General features: G+C 40.4%; 14 protein-coding genes and 1 riboswitch. Of the genes, 6 read left to right on the top strand and 8 right to left on the bottom strand.

Annotated elements, in window-relative coordinates; translation table 11 throughout:
* Positions 1-9 precede the first annotated feature (9 nt).
* The 8 genes from tpiA to YYK_RS02545 all read right to left on the bottom strand — a co-directional run bounded on the left by tpiA (position 10) and on the right by YYK_RS02545 (position 8,992).
* The gene (gene tpiA / locus YYK_RS02580; protein ID WP_011922080.1) at positions 10-762 is read right to left on the bottom strand and encodes a triose-phosphate isomerase; all 753 of its coding nucleotides are present in this window, start codon (positions 760-762) and stop codon (positions 10-12) included.
* Between the two features lie 174 nt (positions 763-936).
* Positions 937-2,133, bottom strand: coding sequence for an elongation factor Tu (gene tuf, locus YYK_RS02575; protein ID WP_012775011.1), 1,197 nt, complete (start codon positions 2,131-2,133; stop codon positions 937-939).
* Between the two features lie 355 nt (positions 2,134-2,488).
* On the bottom strand, positions 2,489-3,460 hold the full coding sequence (locus tag YYK_RS02570) for an anti-sigma factor (protein ID WP_011922078.1): 972 nt from the start codon (positions 3,458-3,460) through the stop codon (positions 2,489-2,491).
* Complete coding sequence (locus YYK_RS02565; RefSeq protein ID WP_011922077.1) at positions 3,441-3,944, bottom strand: RNA polymerase sigma factor; 504 nt, start codon at positions 3,942-3,944, stop codon at positions 3,441-3,443. Before YYK_RS02565 ends, YYK_RS02570 begins: the two co-directional genes overlap by 20 nt.
* Positions 3,945-4,058: 114 nt before the next feature.
* Positions 4,059-6,755, bottom strand: coding sequence for a phosphoenolpyruvate carboxylase (gene ppc / locus YYK_RS02560; protein ID WP_011922076.1), 2,697 nt, complete (start codon positions 6,753-6,755; stop codon positions 4,059-4,061).
* Positions 6,756-6,775: 20 nt separating this feature from the next.
* The gene (gene ftsW / locus YYK_RS02555) at positions 6,776-7,990 is read right to left on the bottom strand and encodes a cell division peptidoglycan polymerase FtsW (RefSeq protein ID WP_011922075.1); all 1,215 of its coding nucleotides are present in this window, start codon (positions 7,988-7,990) and stop codon (positions 6,776-6,778) included.
* Positions 7,991-8,126: 136 nt separating this feature from the next.
* Positions 8,127-8,492, bottom strand: a complete 366-nt coding sequence (locus YYK_RS02550) for a DUF4430 domain-containing protein (protein ID WP_011922709.1) — start codon at positions 8,490-8,492, stop codon at positions 8,127-8,129.
* On the bottom strand, positions 8,489-8,992 hold the full coding sequence (locus YYK_RS02545; RefSeq protein ID WP_014917219.1) for a hypothetical protein: 504 nt from the start codon (positions 8,990-8,992) through the stop codon (positions 8,489-8,491). Before YYK_RS02545 ends, YYK_RS02550 begins: the two co-directional genes overlap by 4 nt.
* A 112-nt stretch (positions 8,993-9,104) precedes the next feature.
* Here YYK_RS02545 and YYK_RS02540 point away from each other — a divergent pair, with 112 nt between their 5' ends.
* The 6 genes from YYK_RS02540 to lysS all read left to right on the top strand — a co-directional run bounded on the left by YYK_RS02540 (position 9,105) and on the right by lysS (position 14,334).
* Entirely contained in the window at positions 9,105-9,959 is an 855-nt protein-coding gene (locus tag YYK_RS02540; RefSeq protein ID WP_011922073.1) for a glycoside hydrolase family 25 protein, read from the top strand.
* 23 nt (positions 9,960-9,982) lie between these two features.
* Positions 9,983-10,078, top strand: a riboswitch (TPP riboswitch).
* A 58-nt stretch (positions 10,079-10,136) separates the two neighbouring features.
* Positions 10,137-10,685 (top strand): energy-coupled thiamine transporter ThiT, encoded by a 549-nt coding sequence (thiT, locus tag YYK_RS02535; protein WP_011922072.1) that lies wholly within the window; start codon positions 10,137-10,139, stop codon positions 10,683-10,685.
* A gap of 102 nt (positions 10,686-10,787) precedes the next feature.
* The gene (locus YYK_RS02530) at positions 10,788-11,630 is read left to right on the top strand and encodes a DUF368 domain-containing protein (protein WP_009909486.1); all 843 of its coding nucleotides are present in this window, start codon (positions 10,788-10,790) and stop codon (positions 11,628-11,630) included.
* Positions 11,630-12,112: a YbaK/EbsC family protein gene (locus YYK_RS02525; protein WP_014917218.1), complete on the top strand. Its 483-nt coding sequence runs from the start codon at positions 11,630-11,632 to the stop codon at positions 12,110-12,112. Before YYK_RS02530 ends, YYK_RS02525 begins: the two co-directional genes overlap by 1 nt.
* Positions 12,113-12,114: 2 nt before the next feature.
* A complete protein-coding gene (locus YYK_RS02520) occupies positions 12,115-12,741 on the top strand; it encodes a histidine phosphatase family protein (RefSeq protein ID WP_014917217.1) in 627 nt (208 codons plus the stop codon).
* Between the two features lie 102 nt (positions 12,742-12,843).
* Entirely contained in the window at positions 12,844-14,334 is a 1,491-nt protein-coding gene (gene lysS / locus YYK_RS02515; protein WP_011922069.1) for a lysine--tRNA ligase, read from the top strand.
* The last annotated feature ends 233 nt before the right edge of the window (positions 14,335-14,567 follow it).

The following is a 14,567-nucleotide window of genomic DNA, read 5'->3' as shown; positions in this document are numbered from 1 at the left end:
TTTTTGTTATTAGAAGTTCAACAAAGCCAAGAAGCTTTCTGCTTCAAGTGATGCACCACCAACAAGCGCACCGTCAACGTCTGGACATGCCATGTATTCAGCAACGTTTGATGGGTTTACAGAACCACCGTATTGAACGCGAACTTTGTCTGCAACTTCTTGACCGAAATCAGCAGCAACAACGTCACGAACAGCTTTACACATGTTTTGTGCATCATCTTTAGTAGCTGATTTACCAGTACCGATTGCCCAGATTGGCTCATAAGCAATAACAAGTGATGCTACTTGATCAGCAGTCAAGTCTTTCAAAGCTGCAGAAACTTGAGCACCTACAAATTCTACTGCTTTACCAGCTTCGTAAGTTTCAAGTGACTCACCACAACAGATGATTGGAGTCAAACCGTTACGGAAGATTGCATGAGCTTTTTTATTAATATCTTCATCAGTTTCGTGGAAGTAATCACGACGCTCTGAGTGACCGATAACAACATAGTTAACACCCATTTCAGCCAATACTTTTGGAGATGTTTCACCAGTGAAGGCACCAGCATCTTCAAAGTAGCAGTTTTGAGCAGCAACTTTCAATTCAGAATCTTTAGCGAACCATAAGAGAGCGTTCAAATCTACAGCTGGAGCTGCGATAGCTGCTTCAATTTTGTCGCCTGCAGGCAATTTTCCTGCAATTGCCTCAACGAAAGCTTGTGCTTCTTGAGGATTTTTGTTCATTTTCCAGTTACCGGCAATGATTGGTTTACGTGACATTTCACTTACCTCTTCTATATTTATTTTACAAGGTACATTATAGCATAAACTTAGCTAAGATTAAAGAATTTCTGTGCATTTTATGAATACTTACAGAAAAACTCTCTACCCGAAAGTAGAGAGTTACAATTAAGTTGTCTGACTATAATTGTTATTTCTGGGAACTCAATCGAATTAAGCTTCGATTTCTGTAACCATACCTGAACCAACAGTACGTCCACCTTCACGGATAGAGAAAGTAGTACCTTGTTCAACGGCGATTGGGTGGATCAATTCAACGTCGATAGTAACGTTATCACCAGGCATTACCATTTCAGTACCTTCTGGCAATTTGATTGAACCAGTTACGTCAGTTGTACGGAAGTAGAACTGTGGACGGTAGTTGTCGAAGAATGGAGTGTGACGTCCACCTTCTTCTTTAGTAAGGATGTAAACTTCACCTTTGAATTTAGTGTGTGGGTTGATAGAACCTGGTTTAGAGATAACTTGACCACGTTCGATTTCATCACGTTGTACACCACGAAGAAGCACACCAACGTTATCGCCGGCAAGACCTTCGTCAAGTTGTTTACGGAACATTTCAACACCAGTAACAACTGCTTTAGATTTTTCTTCTTGAAGACCAACGATTTCGATTTCGTCGTTGACACGAACAGTACCACGGTCGATACGTCCTGAAGCTACAGTACCACGACCAGTGATTGAGAATACGTCCTCGACTGGAAGCAACAATGGTTTGTCAGTGTCGCGTTCTGGTTCTGGAATGTACTCATCAACAGTGTTCATCAATTCCATAACGATGTCTTCGTACTTAGAGTCACCTTCAAGAGCTTTAAGAGCTGAACCTTGGATAACTGGAAGATCATCACCTGGGAAATCGTATTCTGAAAGAAGGTCACGGATTTCCATTTCAACCAACTCAAGCAATTCTTCATCGTCAACCAAGTCAACTTTGTTCATGAAGACGATAAGGTGTTTAACACCAACCTGACGTGAAAGAAGGATGTGCTCACGAGTTTGTGGCATTGGACCGTCAGTTGAAGCTACTACAAGGATCGCACCGTCCATCTGAGCAGCACCAGTGATCATGTTTTTAACGTAGTCCGCGTGTCCTGGAGCGTCGATGTGAGCATAGTGACGTTTTTCAGTTTCGTACTCAACGTGTGCAGTGTTGATAGTGATACCGCGCTCGCGCTCTTCTGGAGCAGCATCGATAGACGCATAGTCTTTAGGTTGGTTAACTGATGAAGGCAAGCGACGTGCCAATACAGTTGTGATAGCTGCTGTCAAAGTAGTTTTACCGTGGTCAACGTGTCCAATTGTACCAATGTTAACGTGTGGTTTACTACGATCGTATTTTTCTTTTGCCATTTTGGTAAAAGCCTCCAATAAAATATATTTTATAGATAGACAGTAGGCAATACAGTCTAACTTTACCTTACTATTCTATCAAATTGTAGCAGAATTGCAAGCATTTTCTATCGTTTTTTATTTTATCCATTTTCTGCAAGGGCTATTAGCTTCGCTTATAACTTTTTTTATCATCCCATTTTAACCTATTACTCAACTAAAAACACCTCATTTCCGTAAGAATATTGATGTTACCATAGCTACAAGGTGCCACAAATACGAGACCACTGCGACAGACCTTTCTCCATTCAGTTATCCTACGACTCCCTGACAAGCCTCTTGCTATAGGTGTTGAAAATATATTGACTATTTTCACTTAATGATGCAGTTGATAATAAGGCTGAATAGGAATGGACGCGCCAATACTAGAAGAATAAATCCAGTCCTTGCCTTCCAACTGGGCAAAGTCTTCTGCTTTTCCTGTTAGGATAATGCCTGCAAATTCTAGCTTATCAATCTCTTCTTGTTTAGTAAAGTCTGTATCGCCAAATTTGTCAACAAAGGCTTGCAAGTCATCCACAGGTATGTCCAGATACTGCGCTCGTTTCTGATCTCCCGATTCTAAGAACTCTTTCATAAAGTCCATACCTGTCATATAGTCTCCAGGCATATCCGAAAAGACTAGTTGAATATCCTCTGGATCTAACCCCAAAAGCTGCTCTGGACGATAGTAATGGGTATTCTGCTTCCCTTCTGTCCCTATCCAATACCAATTTTGCTTGAGATTGCTGGGAATCATTTGCTTGATTTCTGCCAAACTATACTTCTTATCAAAGGAAATAGCCACTTCTACTAGCTGCCCACTCATGTCTTTAAGATAATGCAATTCATTGGCAATGTCTTGAACACTCCAAACGGACTTTTTTCTATTGTAAAAAACAGGTATCTTGGTATTGGTTGTGAAATCATATAGATATTTGAAGGTATTCCCGGGTATATGCTGAGCAAAATCATAGTGACGATCAAACAGGTCATAGTAAATTTCGTGCTGACCAAAAGCCATAGGAACACCAGCTAGATCCTTATATAAATTGCAGTAAAGTTTCCCAGAAACATAACTCGTGCTTTGGATTTTAATACCGTCATGTTTTATATTTGGATAAGAGATTTCCATTAAAATAATTTGTTTCCAATTCTCACTACCTTCTCGTGCACCGACAATTATTTTTACAGTTTGAATGCCAATCAACAATAAGATAAAGCCGATGAACGATGATAGTCCAACTGTCTTCCATAAATTTTTCCGCTTACTCTTTTTTGTCACCTCTTCAAAAGTCTTCATAGTCATATCCTCTCTCTTCTAGTATTTTCCTTAACTGCTTGCGTCCTCGGTGAAGGCTGATTTTCACCCAACTTTGACCAGCACCTAAAATATGCGCAATCTCTTTGATACTCATATCTTGGAAGTAGTATAAGTCAATCACTTGCTGGTATTTTTCTGGCAGGTCTGCAACAGCTTGATAGAGTTCCTCATAATCTTCTTGGTCATAGACCAAAAAATTTTCAGGTGTAAAAAACTCCTTTTGTAAAATTTCATGGTAGCGCTTGTCTCGCCTGTATTTGTCAATGTAAGCCCGAACTGCAGAACGGTAAAGCCAAGCTCTTAGTTTTTCGAAAGGAAGGACAAGCTCTGCTTCTAAAATTTTCACTAGTATATCCTGTGCGATGTCCTGACTATCTGCATAGTTGGCGCCAGATTTTTGTAGATAGTAGGAAATCTCCTCAGCAATACCAATGACTTCTTTTTCATATTGATCAAGTTTGATACTCATCTCCTCCTTTCACTAATAGAACGAATAAGGGATGATTTGGTTACACTTTCTTATGATTATTATATATTTTTATCAGCAAAAAAAACAACCTCCGAAGAAGTTGTTTTATGCCTATTAACCTGAGTTGCGCAAACCTGTCGCCACACCATTGATGGTAATATGAATGAGATTCTCTTGTTCTTTGCTCAATTCTCCACGACGAAGACGATGAATTAATTCAATCTGAATATAGTTGAGCACATTAAAATAAGGCATGCGATAATCAAGACTAGCTTTTAGAAACGGTAGTTCTGCTAAAAGCTCATCATTTTGCTCGATTGACAAAATAATTTCTTTGGTCAACTGCCATTCATCTAAAATGACATGGAAGATATTTCGTACCTCTTCGCTTTCACACATTTTAGCATATTCAAATGCGATATTCATATTGGATTTAGACAATACCATATCCACGTTTGATAGAAGTGAACGGAAGAATGGCCAAGATTCATACATTTTTTGTAACTTAGACAAATTATCAGGGTGCTTATCAATAAAGCGTTTGAAACTTGAACCAACTCCATACCACCCTGGCAACATGACACGGTTTTGTGACCAAGAGAATACCCATGGGATCGCACGCAAACCACCGATTTCTGTGATGGTTTTTCGAGCCGCAGGACGTGAGCCAATGTTCAGACTTGATACTTCACGAATTGGACTAGCGGCAAAGAAATAATCATAAAAATGTGGATTGTTGAATACAAGATCTCTATAAATACGATAGCTATCTGATACAATTTCATCCATGGTTTCGCGATAGCCATCGATTTCATTTGGATCGGTAATCATTTGTGTGACCATACGGTCAAGCGTTGCAGATACCAGCATTTCTAAATTATAGTAGGCTGCGTCTTTGTTACCGTATTTATTGCCTATCACTTCGCCTTGTTCTGTCAAACGAAGCCGGTCCTTGATGGAACCAAATGGCTGAGATGTAATCGCATCATAGGAAGGACCACCACCACGACCAACAGTACCTCCACGACCGTGGAAGAAGGTGATGTTTACTCCGTAGTCTTGACCAATTTGCGTCAATTCATTCTGTGCTTTGTAGAGTGTCCAGCCGGAGGATAGGTAGCCACCATCCTTGTTGGAATCTGAGTAGCCAAGCATGATTTCTTGGTAGTATTTATTGCCTGCAATCCAACGTTTCGCTAAATCTAATTGCAGATATTGACGCATGGTATCAGGTGCATTATCTAAATCCTCGATTGTCTCAAAAAGTGGAACAATCTGAACACGGGCCTTATCGACATCTACTAGACCAACTTCTTTTAATAGGACAGCTAATTCCAGTAAATCAGAAACACTCTCCGAGTGTGAAATAATATGTTGCTTGATGATTTCCTCACCTAGCTTATCTTTCAATTCACGTGCAGCAGCAAAGATTGCCAATTCTTTTTCTAATTGTTCTGACTTTGGCATGTGCGTTGCAGAAAGAATGCGTGGATCTGTTTCCAACTGTTTCAAAAGAACATGGCATTTAGCTTCCTCAGATAAACTGGAGTAGTCTTCTACGATACGAGCAGAGGCCAATAACTCCGCAACACTTGCTTCATGAATAGAAGAGTCTTGGCGCATATCGATACTAGCTAGGTAGAAACCAAACGCTTCAACCGCTTCAAGCAATTCTGTAAAATCACCTTTCAATAGCGCCATAGATTTATTTTCGACCAAAGATTGTTTGATGGCTAATAAATCAGCTTTAAACTCGGCTACATTACTATAGCGAACATCTGACGGCTTATTGTGAACTAAATAATCTCTTGTATTTGCAAGTTTCATCTGAATATAGTGAAAAGCACGACGATAAGGCTCATTTTCACGGTAGACAGAACTATCTTCAGATAAATCCGCCAGCATCTTAACCGCTGTAGATACATTTACAATGGAAGTTGAGAGCGAAAAATTCCGATAGAGTTTATAGAGTTGCTCATCGTAATAATTCATAATGACTTCACACTGAGTCAAGGCTGACAGCTTCAAGGTCTCTGCAGTAACAAATGGATTTCCATCACGGTCTCCCCCAATCCACATACCCATTGTAATTGGACGAGGATTATTTAAGACGATTCCTTTCTCAGCGGCCAAACGTTTGTATTCCCGCTGCAACTTAGTGACAGCCTTAATAAAGGAAGAATTGTAATACTCCATAACGTTTGTGATTTCGTTGGTTACCTTCAACTTCTTCTCACGAATCATATCCGTCTGCATGATAATTTCAATGTAACAACGGAGCTCATCTTCCCATTTGTTTTTATTGAGCAAGCCCAATTTTACATCGCGATAACGACGAAGCAACTCATGAATATGCTTGGTTAAATCAAGCATAGACTGGCGTTGAACCTGAGTAGGATGGGCTGTCAAGACTGGAACAACATTCAACTTTTCAAGGATTTCAGCTGCATTTTCTTGTTTGGAAACCATATCAATTGTTGTTGAAATCTTACCAAGATAATCTTGATCAATATTGTTTTGATGGTTGATTTCATAGGCCAAGTCAACATCTTCTGATATATTAATCAAAAGTGGCAAAACAGCAAAGTATCGAGAAATAACCGCTAGTTCATCATTATTCAACTGACTGATAATAGCAATCAATGCCTGATAATCATCTTGACGAGACAATTGAGATAGTTCTACAATTTTAGCAAAAGTCTCTGCAGGCATCATTTGGGCTGCTACTTCTTCCAAAATAGATGTTAGAATCGTTACTTCTTCACGGATTGCTTCCTTGTTGTTATAGTTTTCTAATTTTTGAATAGCCATCTCCTACCTCTTTCCTATCTCTAAATTAGCGTACGCTCTATTTCTTCTTCAATTAATCGACGTTTTTCACTAGCATCAATATTCAAAACAAACCCTATCCCGATGGAAATAATCAAGAGACTCGATCCACCCTGTGACAAGAAGGGGAAAGTTACCCCCGTTGCAGGAATAATTCCTGAAATTCCTCCGATATTGACAAATGTTTGAATCAGAAGCATACCTGCCATTCCAAGTGCCATCATCGCATTAAATGGACTACGAGCACGGACGCCTACAATAATAATTCGAATAATCAAAAAGAACAATAAGGCTAGAATTAAACTAGCTCCAACAAAACCGAGTTCTTCAATGACAATCGAAAACGCAAAGTCGGTGTGGGCCTCTGGTAGATACCCCTTTTTCTCAATCGAATTTCCCAAACCACGTCCAAGCCATCCACCGTTACTCATCGCATAGTAAGAATGAGTCAATTGAAGACCTGAGTTGGTGGCATTACCAAATGGATCAAAATAGGCAGCAAAACGACGAGCAATATAACCAAAGAGCGGAATTTTTTCCACCGTTTCTACACCCAAAATACGAATCGTCCCTAGAATAACTGTTGAGGCGGCCACAATTCCTAAAACCGCTGTTGAAAACCAGCGATAGGCAATCCCACTCACACTAATCATCACGACCATAATCAGCACAATAATCGTCGCATTTCCCAAGTCCGGCAGTGTCGCAACTAGACCTAGGAGGAGCAGACTGACCACCCGCCAATCTGTAAACTCTTTCGGAATCCAACTTCCTTTAATCAACGATACATAGTCATAAGTCCGAATATCCGCCTGTTGTTTTGCAAACTCATGTGCCAGATACCAAATGATAATTAATTTCAAATATTCTGCCGGCTGCAAGGTTCCTGCGATTGGCAGAGGAATCCATCCATGAGCCCCGTTAATCGGAGGAAACAACCGAGAAATAGCTAACAGAAATACTTCTACCAAAATAACCGAATAGATAACGGCTTTCTTGCGTAAAAAACTTAATTTCATACGATAAATCGTATAGATTGCTACCAAGCTGACAATCCAGAATCCTGCCTGGTTAATCACTGTTCTAAATGGATTTCCACCATTAATAATTTGCGTAGCACTGGTTGTCGAATAGACCATGACCAACCCAATCACCGATAAGATGAGATAGGGAATCAGTATGGAATAATTCAACAACTGGCGTTTGTCAATCTTCATTGCTTATCCAACCTTCTTCGAGTATAGCTCTTATTATAGCATACTTTGTATAAAAATACTTATCACTTTCTAAGTTGCTCTGCAAACATTCGGAACTGACTTTTGTCGACAAGAAAAAGGCCGAAGCCTTTCATATCTATTCAAATGTTTCAAGATAAAATTCAATTTCATCCCCATTCGCAACTGTAAGGTCTTTCGCCCCTTTATCAGCCATTTGGCCATTAACTTTATACATCCAGTATGTATTGGTACTCGTATCTTGGCTAACACCATCAATTTCTGTTATCAAACCATTGTCTTCTACAATGTCATGATGTTCTTTAAGCACATCCATGACACTATCACCTTCTTCCGCAGTGACTTCCTGACGATTCTCTTTGTCCTTGGTTGTAATCTGCAAAGTGACTTCGATAGCCGAGTTGTTCTGTTTCTCGGTAGTGTTTGTACAAGCAGCCAAGAAGAGCGAGAAGACAACCATCAACATAATACTAATTTTTTTCATTTATAAAATCTCCTAAAAATATAATCAATAATTGGATAAAACAAAACTGTTGAAGTAGCGTGTAAACTATCAAAGACTAAACCATTAAGCCAAAAGACGATAGGAGAAGTCCCAAACTGTGTAGCAGATAAAAAACTTATCGTTAGCCCATACAAAAAGACAAGAATCCCCGCCAGAAGACTCTGTAGCCACAAGGGAATGTTCTCTTTTTTGATAAAAGGACCGATTGCCAACCACCATATAAATTGGATAAAAGCAAAACTAAGAACTTGCCACAAAACAACTGTGCCAAATCCAAAAAGCAAGCCACTCCCTACCATCACTAGTATCATCAATATCCAGCTCTCCAGCAAACTGAAATAGGACAGAACAATGAGGAAAATAGCCGTGAGAGGCTTTATATTGGGCAACGGTCCAAAAACCACCCTTAAAACAATCGTCAAAGAGGACAGAACAACTAGCTGACTAACACGTCTTACTTTTTCACTTTTGTCATGCATACCAATTTAGCCTACCCTATTCCCTTTATTATGTCAAGTTCAGATAATCTTTTACTATTTCTTGAATCGTATTTTTTTGATTTTTTCATGATTTTACGGTAGAATTGAGGAGATGAGAAAGAAACTAAATCCGATGATTGTTGTTGGTTTTTTCCTATCCTTCTTTGCTCTTATTTTCATCACTGGGGTGACTGGAAATACTGTAAATAAGACGGAGGTAGCTAACGAACCCGCAGTCACACAATCAAACACCAGTACAAGTTCTAAAACAACAAATTCTAGTTCGAGTTATTACATTGCAAATGCGCTCGAAATGAAACCTATCATCGACGTTTCTGCTTGGCAGAGACCGTCTGAAATTGACTACGATACCCTTAGCAAAAACATTTCTGGCGCCATCGTTCGTATTCAAAGTGGATCACACACTAAAAACGAAAATACTGCGACTGATAAAAATGGGTTAGATAAATCCTTTGATACCCATATTAAAGAATTTCAAGCAAGAAATATACCTGTTGCTGTCTATGCCTATGTCACGGGAAATAGTATTGAGAACATGCGAGAGGAAGCTCGAAGCTTTTATAAGGCCGCAAATAAGTACAAGCCAACCTTCTATTGGTTAGACGTCGAAGAATATACCATGGATGATATGAATGCTGGAGTGGAGGCTTTTCGAAAAGAGTTAGAAACTCTCGGCGCTAAAAACATTGGAATTTACGTCGGAACCTATTTCATGGAAGACCACAGCATCAATGTGGATAAATTTGACGCTATTTGGATTCCTACATACGGTGATGATTCTGGCTACTACAATGCCGCTCCAAATACTGACTTGAACTACGATCTTCACCAATATACCTCACGTGGTTATGTAAACGGCTTTGAGCACCACCTAGACCTCAACATTATTACTACCCTGAAGGATCCTAATGAAGTTTATCAGAAACTATTTACAACACCCGAATAAAATGATACAATTTCACTAATTACATATACACAAAGGAGTGCTTCGGCTGAGATCGCAACTGCGAAATCCTCGAACCTGATCTAGTTAAAACTAGCGTAGGAATTGTGTGCTTTATAGAATGATACTATACTCTGCTATAAACACTCCTTTGTTGACCATCTACAAAGGAGTCTTTTTATGCCCACATCAAAATTACCCATCCTAGCTGAAGTTGCTATCTTTTCTGCCATTGCCCTCGTCTTTGACAAAATCCCGCTCTTTACAATGCCCCAAGGTGGATCTGTGTCTTTAGTCATGCTTCCAATCTTACTGCTTGCTCTGCGCCACGGACTAGGGGTAGGAGTTCTTACTGGTGGTATTGTAGGAACCATTCAACTTTTCTACGGTGGCTACTTCCTAAACGTTTTTCAAGTTTTTCTCGACTACGCATTTTCTTACGCCGGAATTGGTTTAGCAGGTTTAGTGGCACCCACCCTATCCAAACAAAACAATCTAAAAAATGCTACTCTCATCATTACTCTGGCTAGTTTTCTAGGAGGAAGCATCCGATTGTTAGCCACCTTCTTATCAGGAATTATTTTCTACGCAGACTACGCTCCAGATGGTATGCCTGTCTGGTTCTATTCCTTTACCTACAATATCAGCTATATTCTTCCTTCCACAGCAATTGCCTCTATTCTGCTCATTTTACTCTATAGAGCAAGACCAGGTTTTTACAATCTTTAACCAAAACTGCCTGCTGGATTTTATCTAACAGGCAGTCTTTTTAATTATTTTTACTTGCTTTATGCTATAATAGGAACGTTATAATACATTTTGGAGGAAATTATGGCTTCTTGGATTTCAAGAATTATTAAAGGTATGATTATCGCACTCGGCTTTATCTTACCTGGTGTCTCTGGGGGGGTACTCGCTGCTATCCTCGGAATCTATGAGCGACTAATTGGATTTTTAGCAAATATTCGAAAAGATTTCAAGGAAAACTTTCTTTATTTTGTTCCTGTAGGAATTGGTGGAATTTTGGGAATCGCACTTTTCTCTTTCCCTGTAGAATTTTTATTGCAACATTTCCAAGTCCCAGTTTTGTGGGCCTTTGCGGGAGCAATCGTGGGAACGATTCCTAGCCTACTTAAAGAATCAACTCAAAAGAGCAAACGAGATAGCATTGATTTGGCTTGGTTGATTGGGACATTCATTATTTCTGGCCTCCTACTTTACAATTTGAGCGATCTTGTCGGGACACTTCCAGCTACTTTTGCTAGTTTTGTATTGGCAGGTGCCTTGATTGCTTTAGGGGTACTTGTTCCTGGACTCAGCCCTTCAAACTTACTATTGATTTTGGGTATCTACACGCCAATGCTAAATGGTTTCAAATCACTTGATCTATTCGGTACCTTCCTACCAATCGCAATCGGTGGCGTTCTTGCAATGGTTGCATTTTCAAAAGCAATGGACCACGCTCTGAAAGTATACCATTCACGTGTTTATCACTTTATTATTGGTATCGTTTCATCTTCTACTCTCCTAATTTTGATTCCACAAGCAAGTAATAAAGAGTCTATTTCCTATGCTGGCGCTAACTTTGTTACATGGATTGCTGCTATTGTCCTATTTATACTAGGAGCATGGTTAGGGCTTTGGATGAGTAAACTTGAGGAAAAATATAAATAATGGCAAAAAAGGTTAAAATAAAGAAAACCTTGGTGGACCAAATATTGGACAAGGCTAAGATCAATCATGATAGCCTTGTTTTAAATGCCTTCGAAGGTCAACTTCCACCAGGAATTGAAGAACACGAAATTTACAAAACACTGGCATTAACTGGAGATAAAACTGGACCAATTATCGGCATTATCCCAATCACAGAACACCTGTCTGAGAAACAATTAGCCAAGATCTCTGGCAATAAAAAAGTGAGTATGATTCCGCAAAAGGACTTGGAAAAGACAACTGGCTACATCCATGGTGCCAACAATCCCGTAGGCATTCGTCAGAAGCATAATTTCCCAATCTACATTGATCAATCTGCCCTTGAACTCGGTCACTTGATTGTCTCTGCTGGAGAAATTGGTCGGTCGATTCGAATTGACAGTCAGGTATTAGCTGATTTTGTAAAAGCTGACTTTGCCGATTTGATCGAGGGGAGGGACTAGACTTGAAAATCTACTTTGTCCGTCACGGTAAGACCGAATGGAATTTGGAGGGACGCTTTCAAGGCTATTCTGGAGATTCAGCTCTCTTGCCTGAATCTTATCAGGATTTAGAAAAACTAGGCAAATACCTTGCTGAAATCCCCTTTGATGCTATTTATTCTAGTGATTTGCAGCGCGCACATAGCACTGCCGTAGAAATTGCCAAAGCCAATCACCATTGCCAAACCATTCTAACCACGCAACAATTACGTGAATGGAATTTTGGAACGCTGGAAGGAAGCAAGATGGCAATTTTTCGTGCCATCTATCCCAAACAAGCCTGGGCACTCAAACATAATCTAGCACTTTTTAACAATGACTTATTTGAAGCTGAGAGCGTTCGCCAGGTAACTCAACGAATGGTGGACTTTGTCCAATCGCTGAAAGGGCAAGACATGGAAACAGTCCTCATCGTCAGCCATGGTGCTTTTCTAACCGCTTCTATCCATCGCCTACTTGGTTTTCCACCAGCCCAACTGCGTCACCGAGGTGGTTTGGATAATGCATCGGTTACTATTTTAGAAACAAGCGATTTCGAAAACTTTACAGAATTAGCTTGGAATGATACCAGCTATAAAGCAAAACAGTAGAATTTTCTGCTGTTTTTTCCTATCCTATTAGCAATTTATACTGATTTTTTCTCTCTTCTATGATAAAATAGAAATAACAGACTTTGGAGGAATAAAATTTTTATGTCAACTGAACATTTTGAAGAATTAAATGACCAACAGATTGTCCGTCGTGAGAAAATGACGGCTCTTGCTGAACAAGGCATTGACCCATTTGGAAAACGTTTTGAGCGTTCTGCCAACTCAGCTGAATTGAAGGCCCAGTACGAAGACAAATCAAAAGAAGACTTGGAAGAATTAGGGCAAACAGCAATCATTGCAGGTCGTATTATGACCAAGCGTGGTAAGGGTAAGGCAGGTTTTGCTCACATTCAAGACCGCGAAGGCCAGATTCAAATCTACGTTCGTAAGGATGATGTTAGCGAAGAAAACTATGAAATCTTCAAAAAAGCAGACCTAGGTGACTTTATCGGTGTCGAGGGAGATGTCTTCAAGACAAACGTTGGTGAGTTGTCTATCCATGCTCGCAAGTTGACTCACTTGTCTAAAGCGCTCCGCCCATTGCCAGAAAAATTCCACGGTTTGACAGACATCGAGACCCGCTACCGCAAACGTTATTTGGACTTGATTACTAACCGCGAGAGCTTTGATCGCTTTGTGACCCGCTCAAAAATTATCTCAGAAATCCGCCGTTACCTTGACGGACTTGGTTTCTTGGAAGTGGAAACACCAGTTCTTCACAACGAAGCTGGTGGTGCTGCAGCTCGTCCATTCATCACCCACCACAATGCCCAAAACATTGACATGGTCCTTCGTATCGCGACAGAACTCCACCTCAAACGCCTGATTGTCGGCGGTATGGAACGCGTTTATGAAATCGGCCGCATCTTCCGTAACGAAGGTATGGATGCGACCCACAACCCTGAGTTCACTTCCATTGAGGTTTACCAAGCTTATGCAGACTACCAAGACATCATGGACTTGACCGAAGGTATTATCCAGCACACTGCCAAGGCTGTTGTCGGTGATGGTCCGGTGACTTATCAGGGCACTGAAATTGCTATCCACGAGCCATTCAAGCGTATCCACATGGTTGACGCTATTAAGGAACAAACTGGCGTGGACTTCTGGCAAGAGATGAGCTTCGAGGAAGCAAAAGCCCTTGCAGCTGAGCACAAGGTCCCTGTGGAAAAACACCATACAGAAGTTGGTCAAATCATCAACAGCTTCTTTGAAGAATACGTTGAAGCAACTCTTATCCAACCAACCTTTGTCTATGGTCACCCAGTAGCCGTATCTCCACTGGCTAAGAAAAACGATGAAGACCCACGCTTCACAGATCGCTTCGAGCTCTTCATCATGACCAAGGAATACGGAAATGCCTTTACAGAATTGAACGACCCAATCGACCAATTGGAACGCTTTGAAGCCCAAGCCAAGGCTAAAGAACTCGGTGACGACGAAGCGACAGGCGTTGACTACGACTACATCGAAGCCCTCGAATACGGTATGCCACCAACAGGTGGACTTGGAATCGGTATCGACCGCCTCTGCATGCTCTTGACAGATACAACTACTATTCGGGATGTGTTGCTATTCCCTACTATGAAGTAAGCAAGAGTAGCTTGCTAGGTTTGTTTTCACTAGGATGTTCAAATCGCTCTCCAGTTTCTTGGCGATTGGCTGAAAAGGTCTACCAGACCTTCTCACTCCCGACGATGAAATAAAAATTACAAACTGTTTAACACCGTTACGTAAAACACTCTTGGAAATTCCAAGAGTGTTTTTGCATTCAAAAATCCCAACCACATGGTCAGGTTTTTCAGGAGATTATGAAAAATATTTAG

Source organism: Streptococcus suis S735 (genome assembly GCF_000294495.1).
Lineage (GTDB): Bacteria > Bacillota > Bacilli > Lactobacillales > Streptococcaceae > Streptococcus > Streptococcus suis.
This window is presented reverse-complemented; position numbering and strand designations above follow the sequence as displayed.

Coding starts and splice junctions, on each gene's coding strand:
- tpiA (WP_011922080.1), bottom strand. CDS start 762: ATGTCACGTAAACCAATCATTGCCGGTAACTGGAAAATGAACAAAAAT.
- tuf (WP_012775011.1), bottom strand. CDS start 2,133: ATGGCAAAAGAAAAATACGATCGTAGTAAACCACACGTTAACATTGGT.
- YYK_RS02570 (WP_011922078.1), bottom strand. CDS start 3,460: ATGACTATGAAGACTTTTGAAGAGGTGACAAAAAAGAGTAAGCGGAAA.
- YYK_RS02565 (WP_011922077.1), bottom strand. CDS start 3,944: ATGAGTATCAAACTTGATCAATATGAAAAAGAAGTCATTGGTATTGCT.
- ppc (WP_011922076.1), bottom strand. CDS start 6,755: ATGGCTATTCAAAAATTAGAAAACTATAACAACAAGGAAGCAATCCGT.
- ftsW (WP_011922075.1), bottom strand. CDS start 7,990: ATGAAGATTGACAAACGCCAGTTGTTGAATTATTCCATACTGATTCCC.
- YYK_RS02550 (WP_011922709.1), bottom strand. CDS start 8,492: ATGAAAAAAATTAGTATTATGTTGATGGTTGTCTTCTCGCTCTTCTTG.
- YYK_RS02545 (WP_014917219.1), bottom strand. CDS start 8,992: ATGCATGACAAAAGTGAAAAAGTAAGACGTGTTAGTCAGCTAGTTGTT.
- YYK_RS02540 (WP_011922073.1), top strand. CDS start 9,105: ATGAGAAAGAAACTAAATCCGATGATTGTTGTTGGTTTTTTCCTATCC.
- thiT (WP_011922072.1), top strand. CDS start 10,137: ATGCCCACATCAAAATTACCCATCCTAGCTGAAGTTGCTATCTTTTCT.
- YYK_RS02530 (WP_009909486.1), top strand. CDS start 10,788: ATGGCTTCTTGGATTTCAAGAATTATTAAAGGTATGATTATCGCACTC.
- YYK_RS02525 (WP_014917218.1), top strand. CDS start 11,630: ATGGCAAAAAAGGTTAAAATAAAGAAAACCTTGGTGGACCAAATATTG.
- lysS (WP_011922069.1), top strand. CDS start 12,844: ATGTCAACTGAACATTTTGAAGAATTAAATGACCAACAGATTGTCCGT.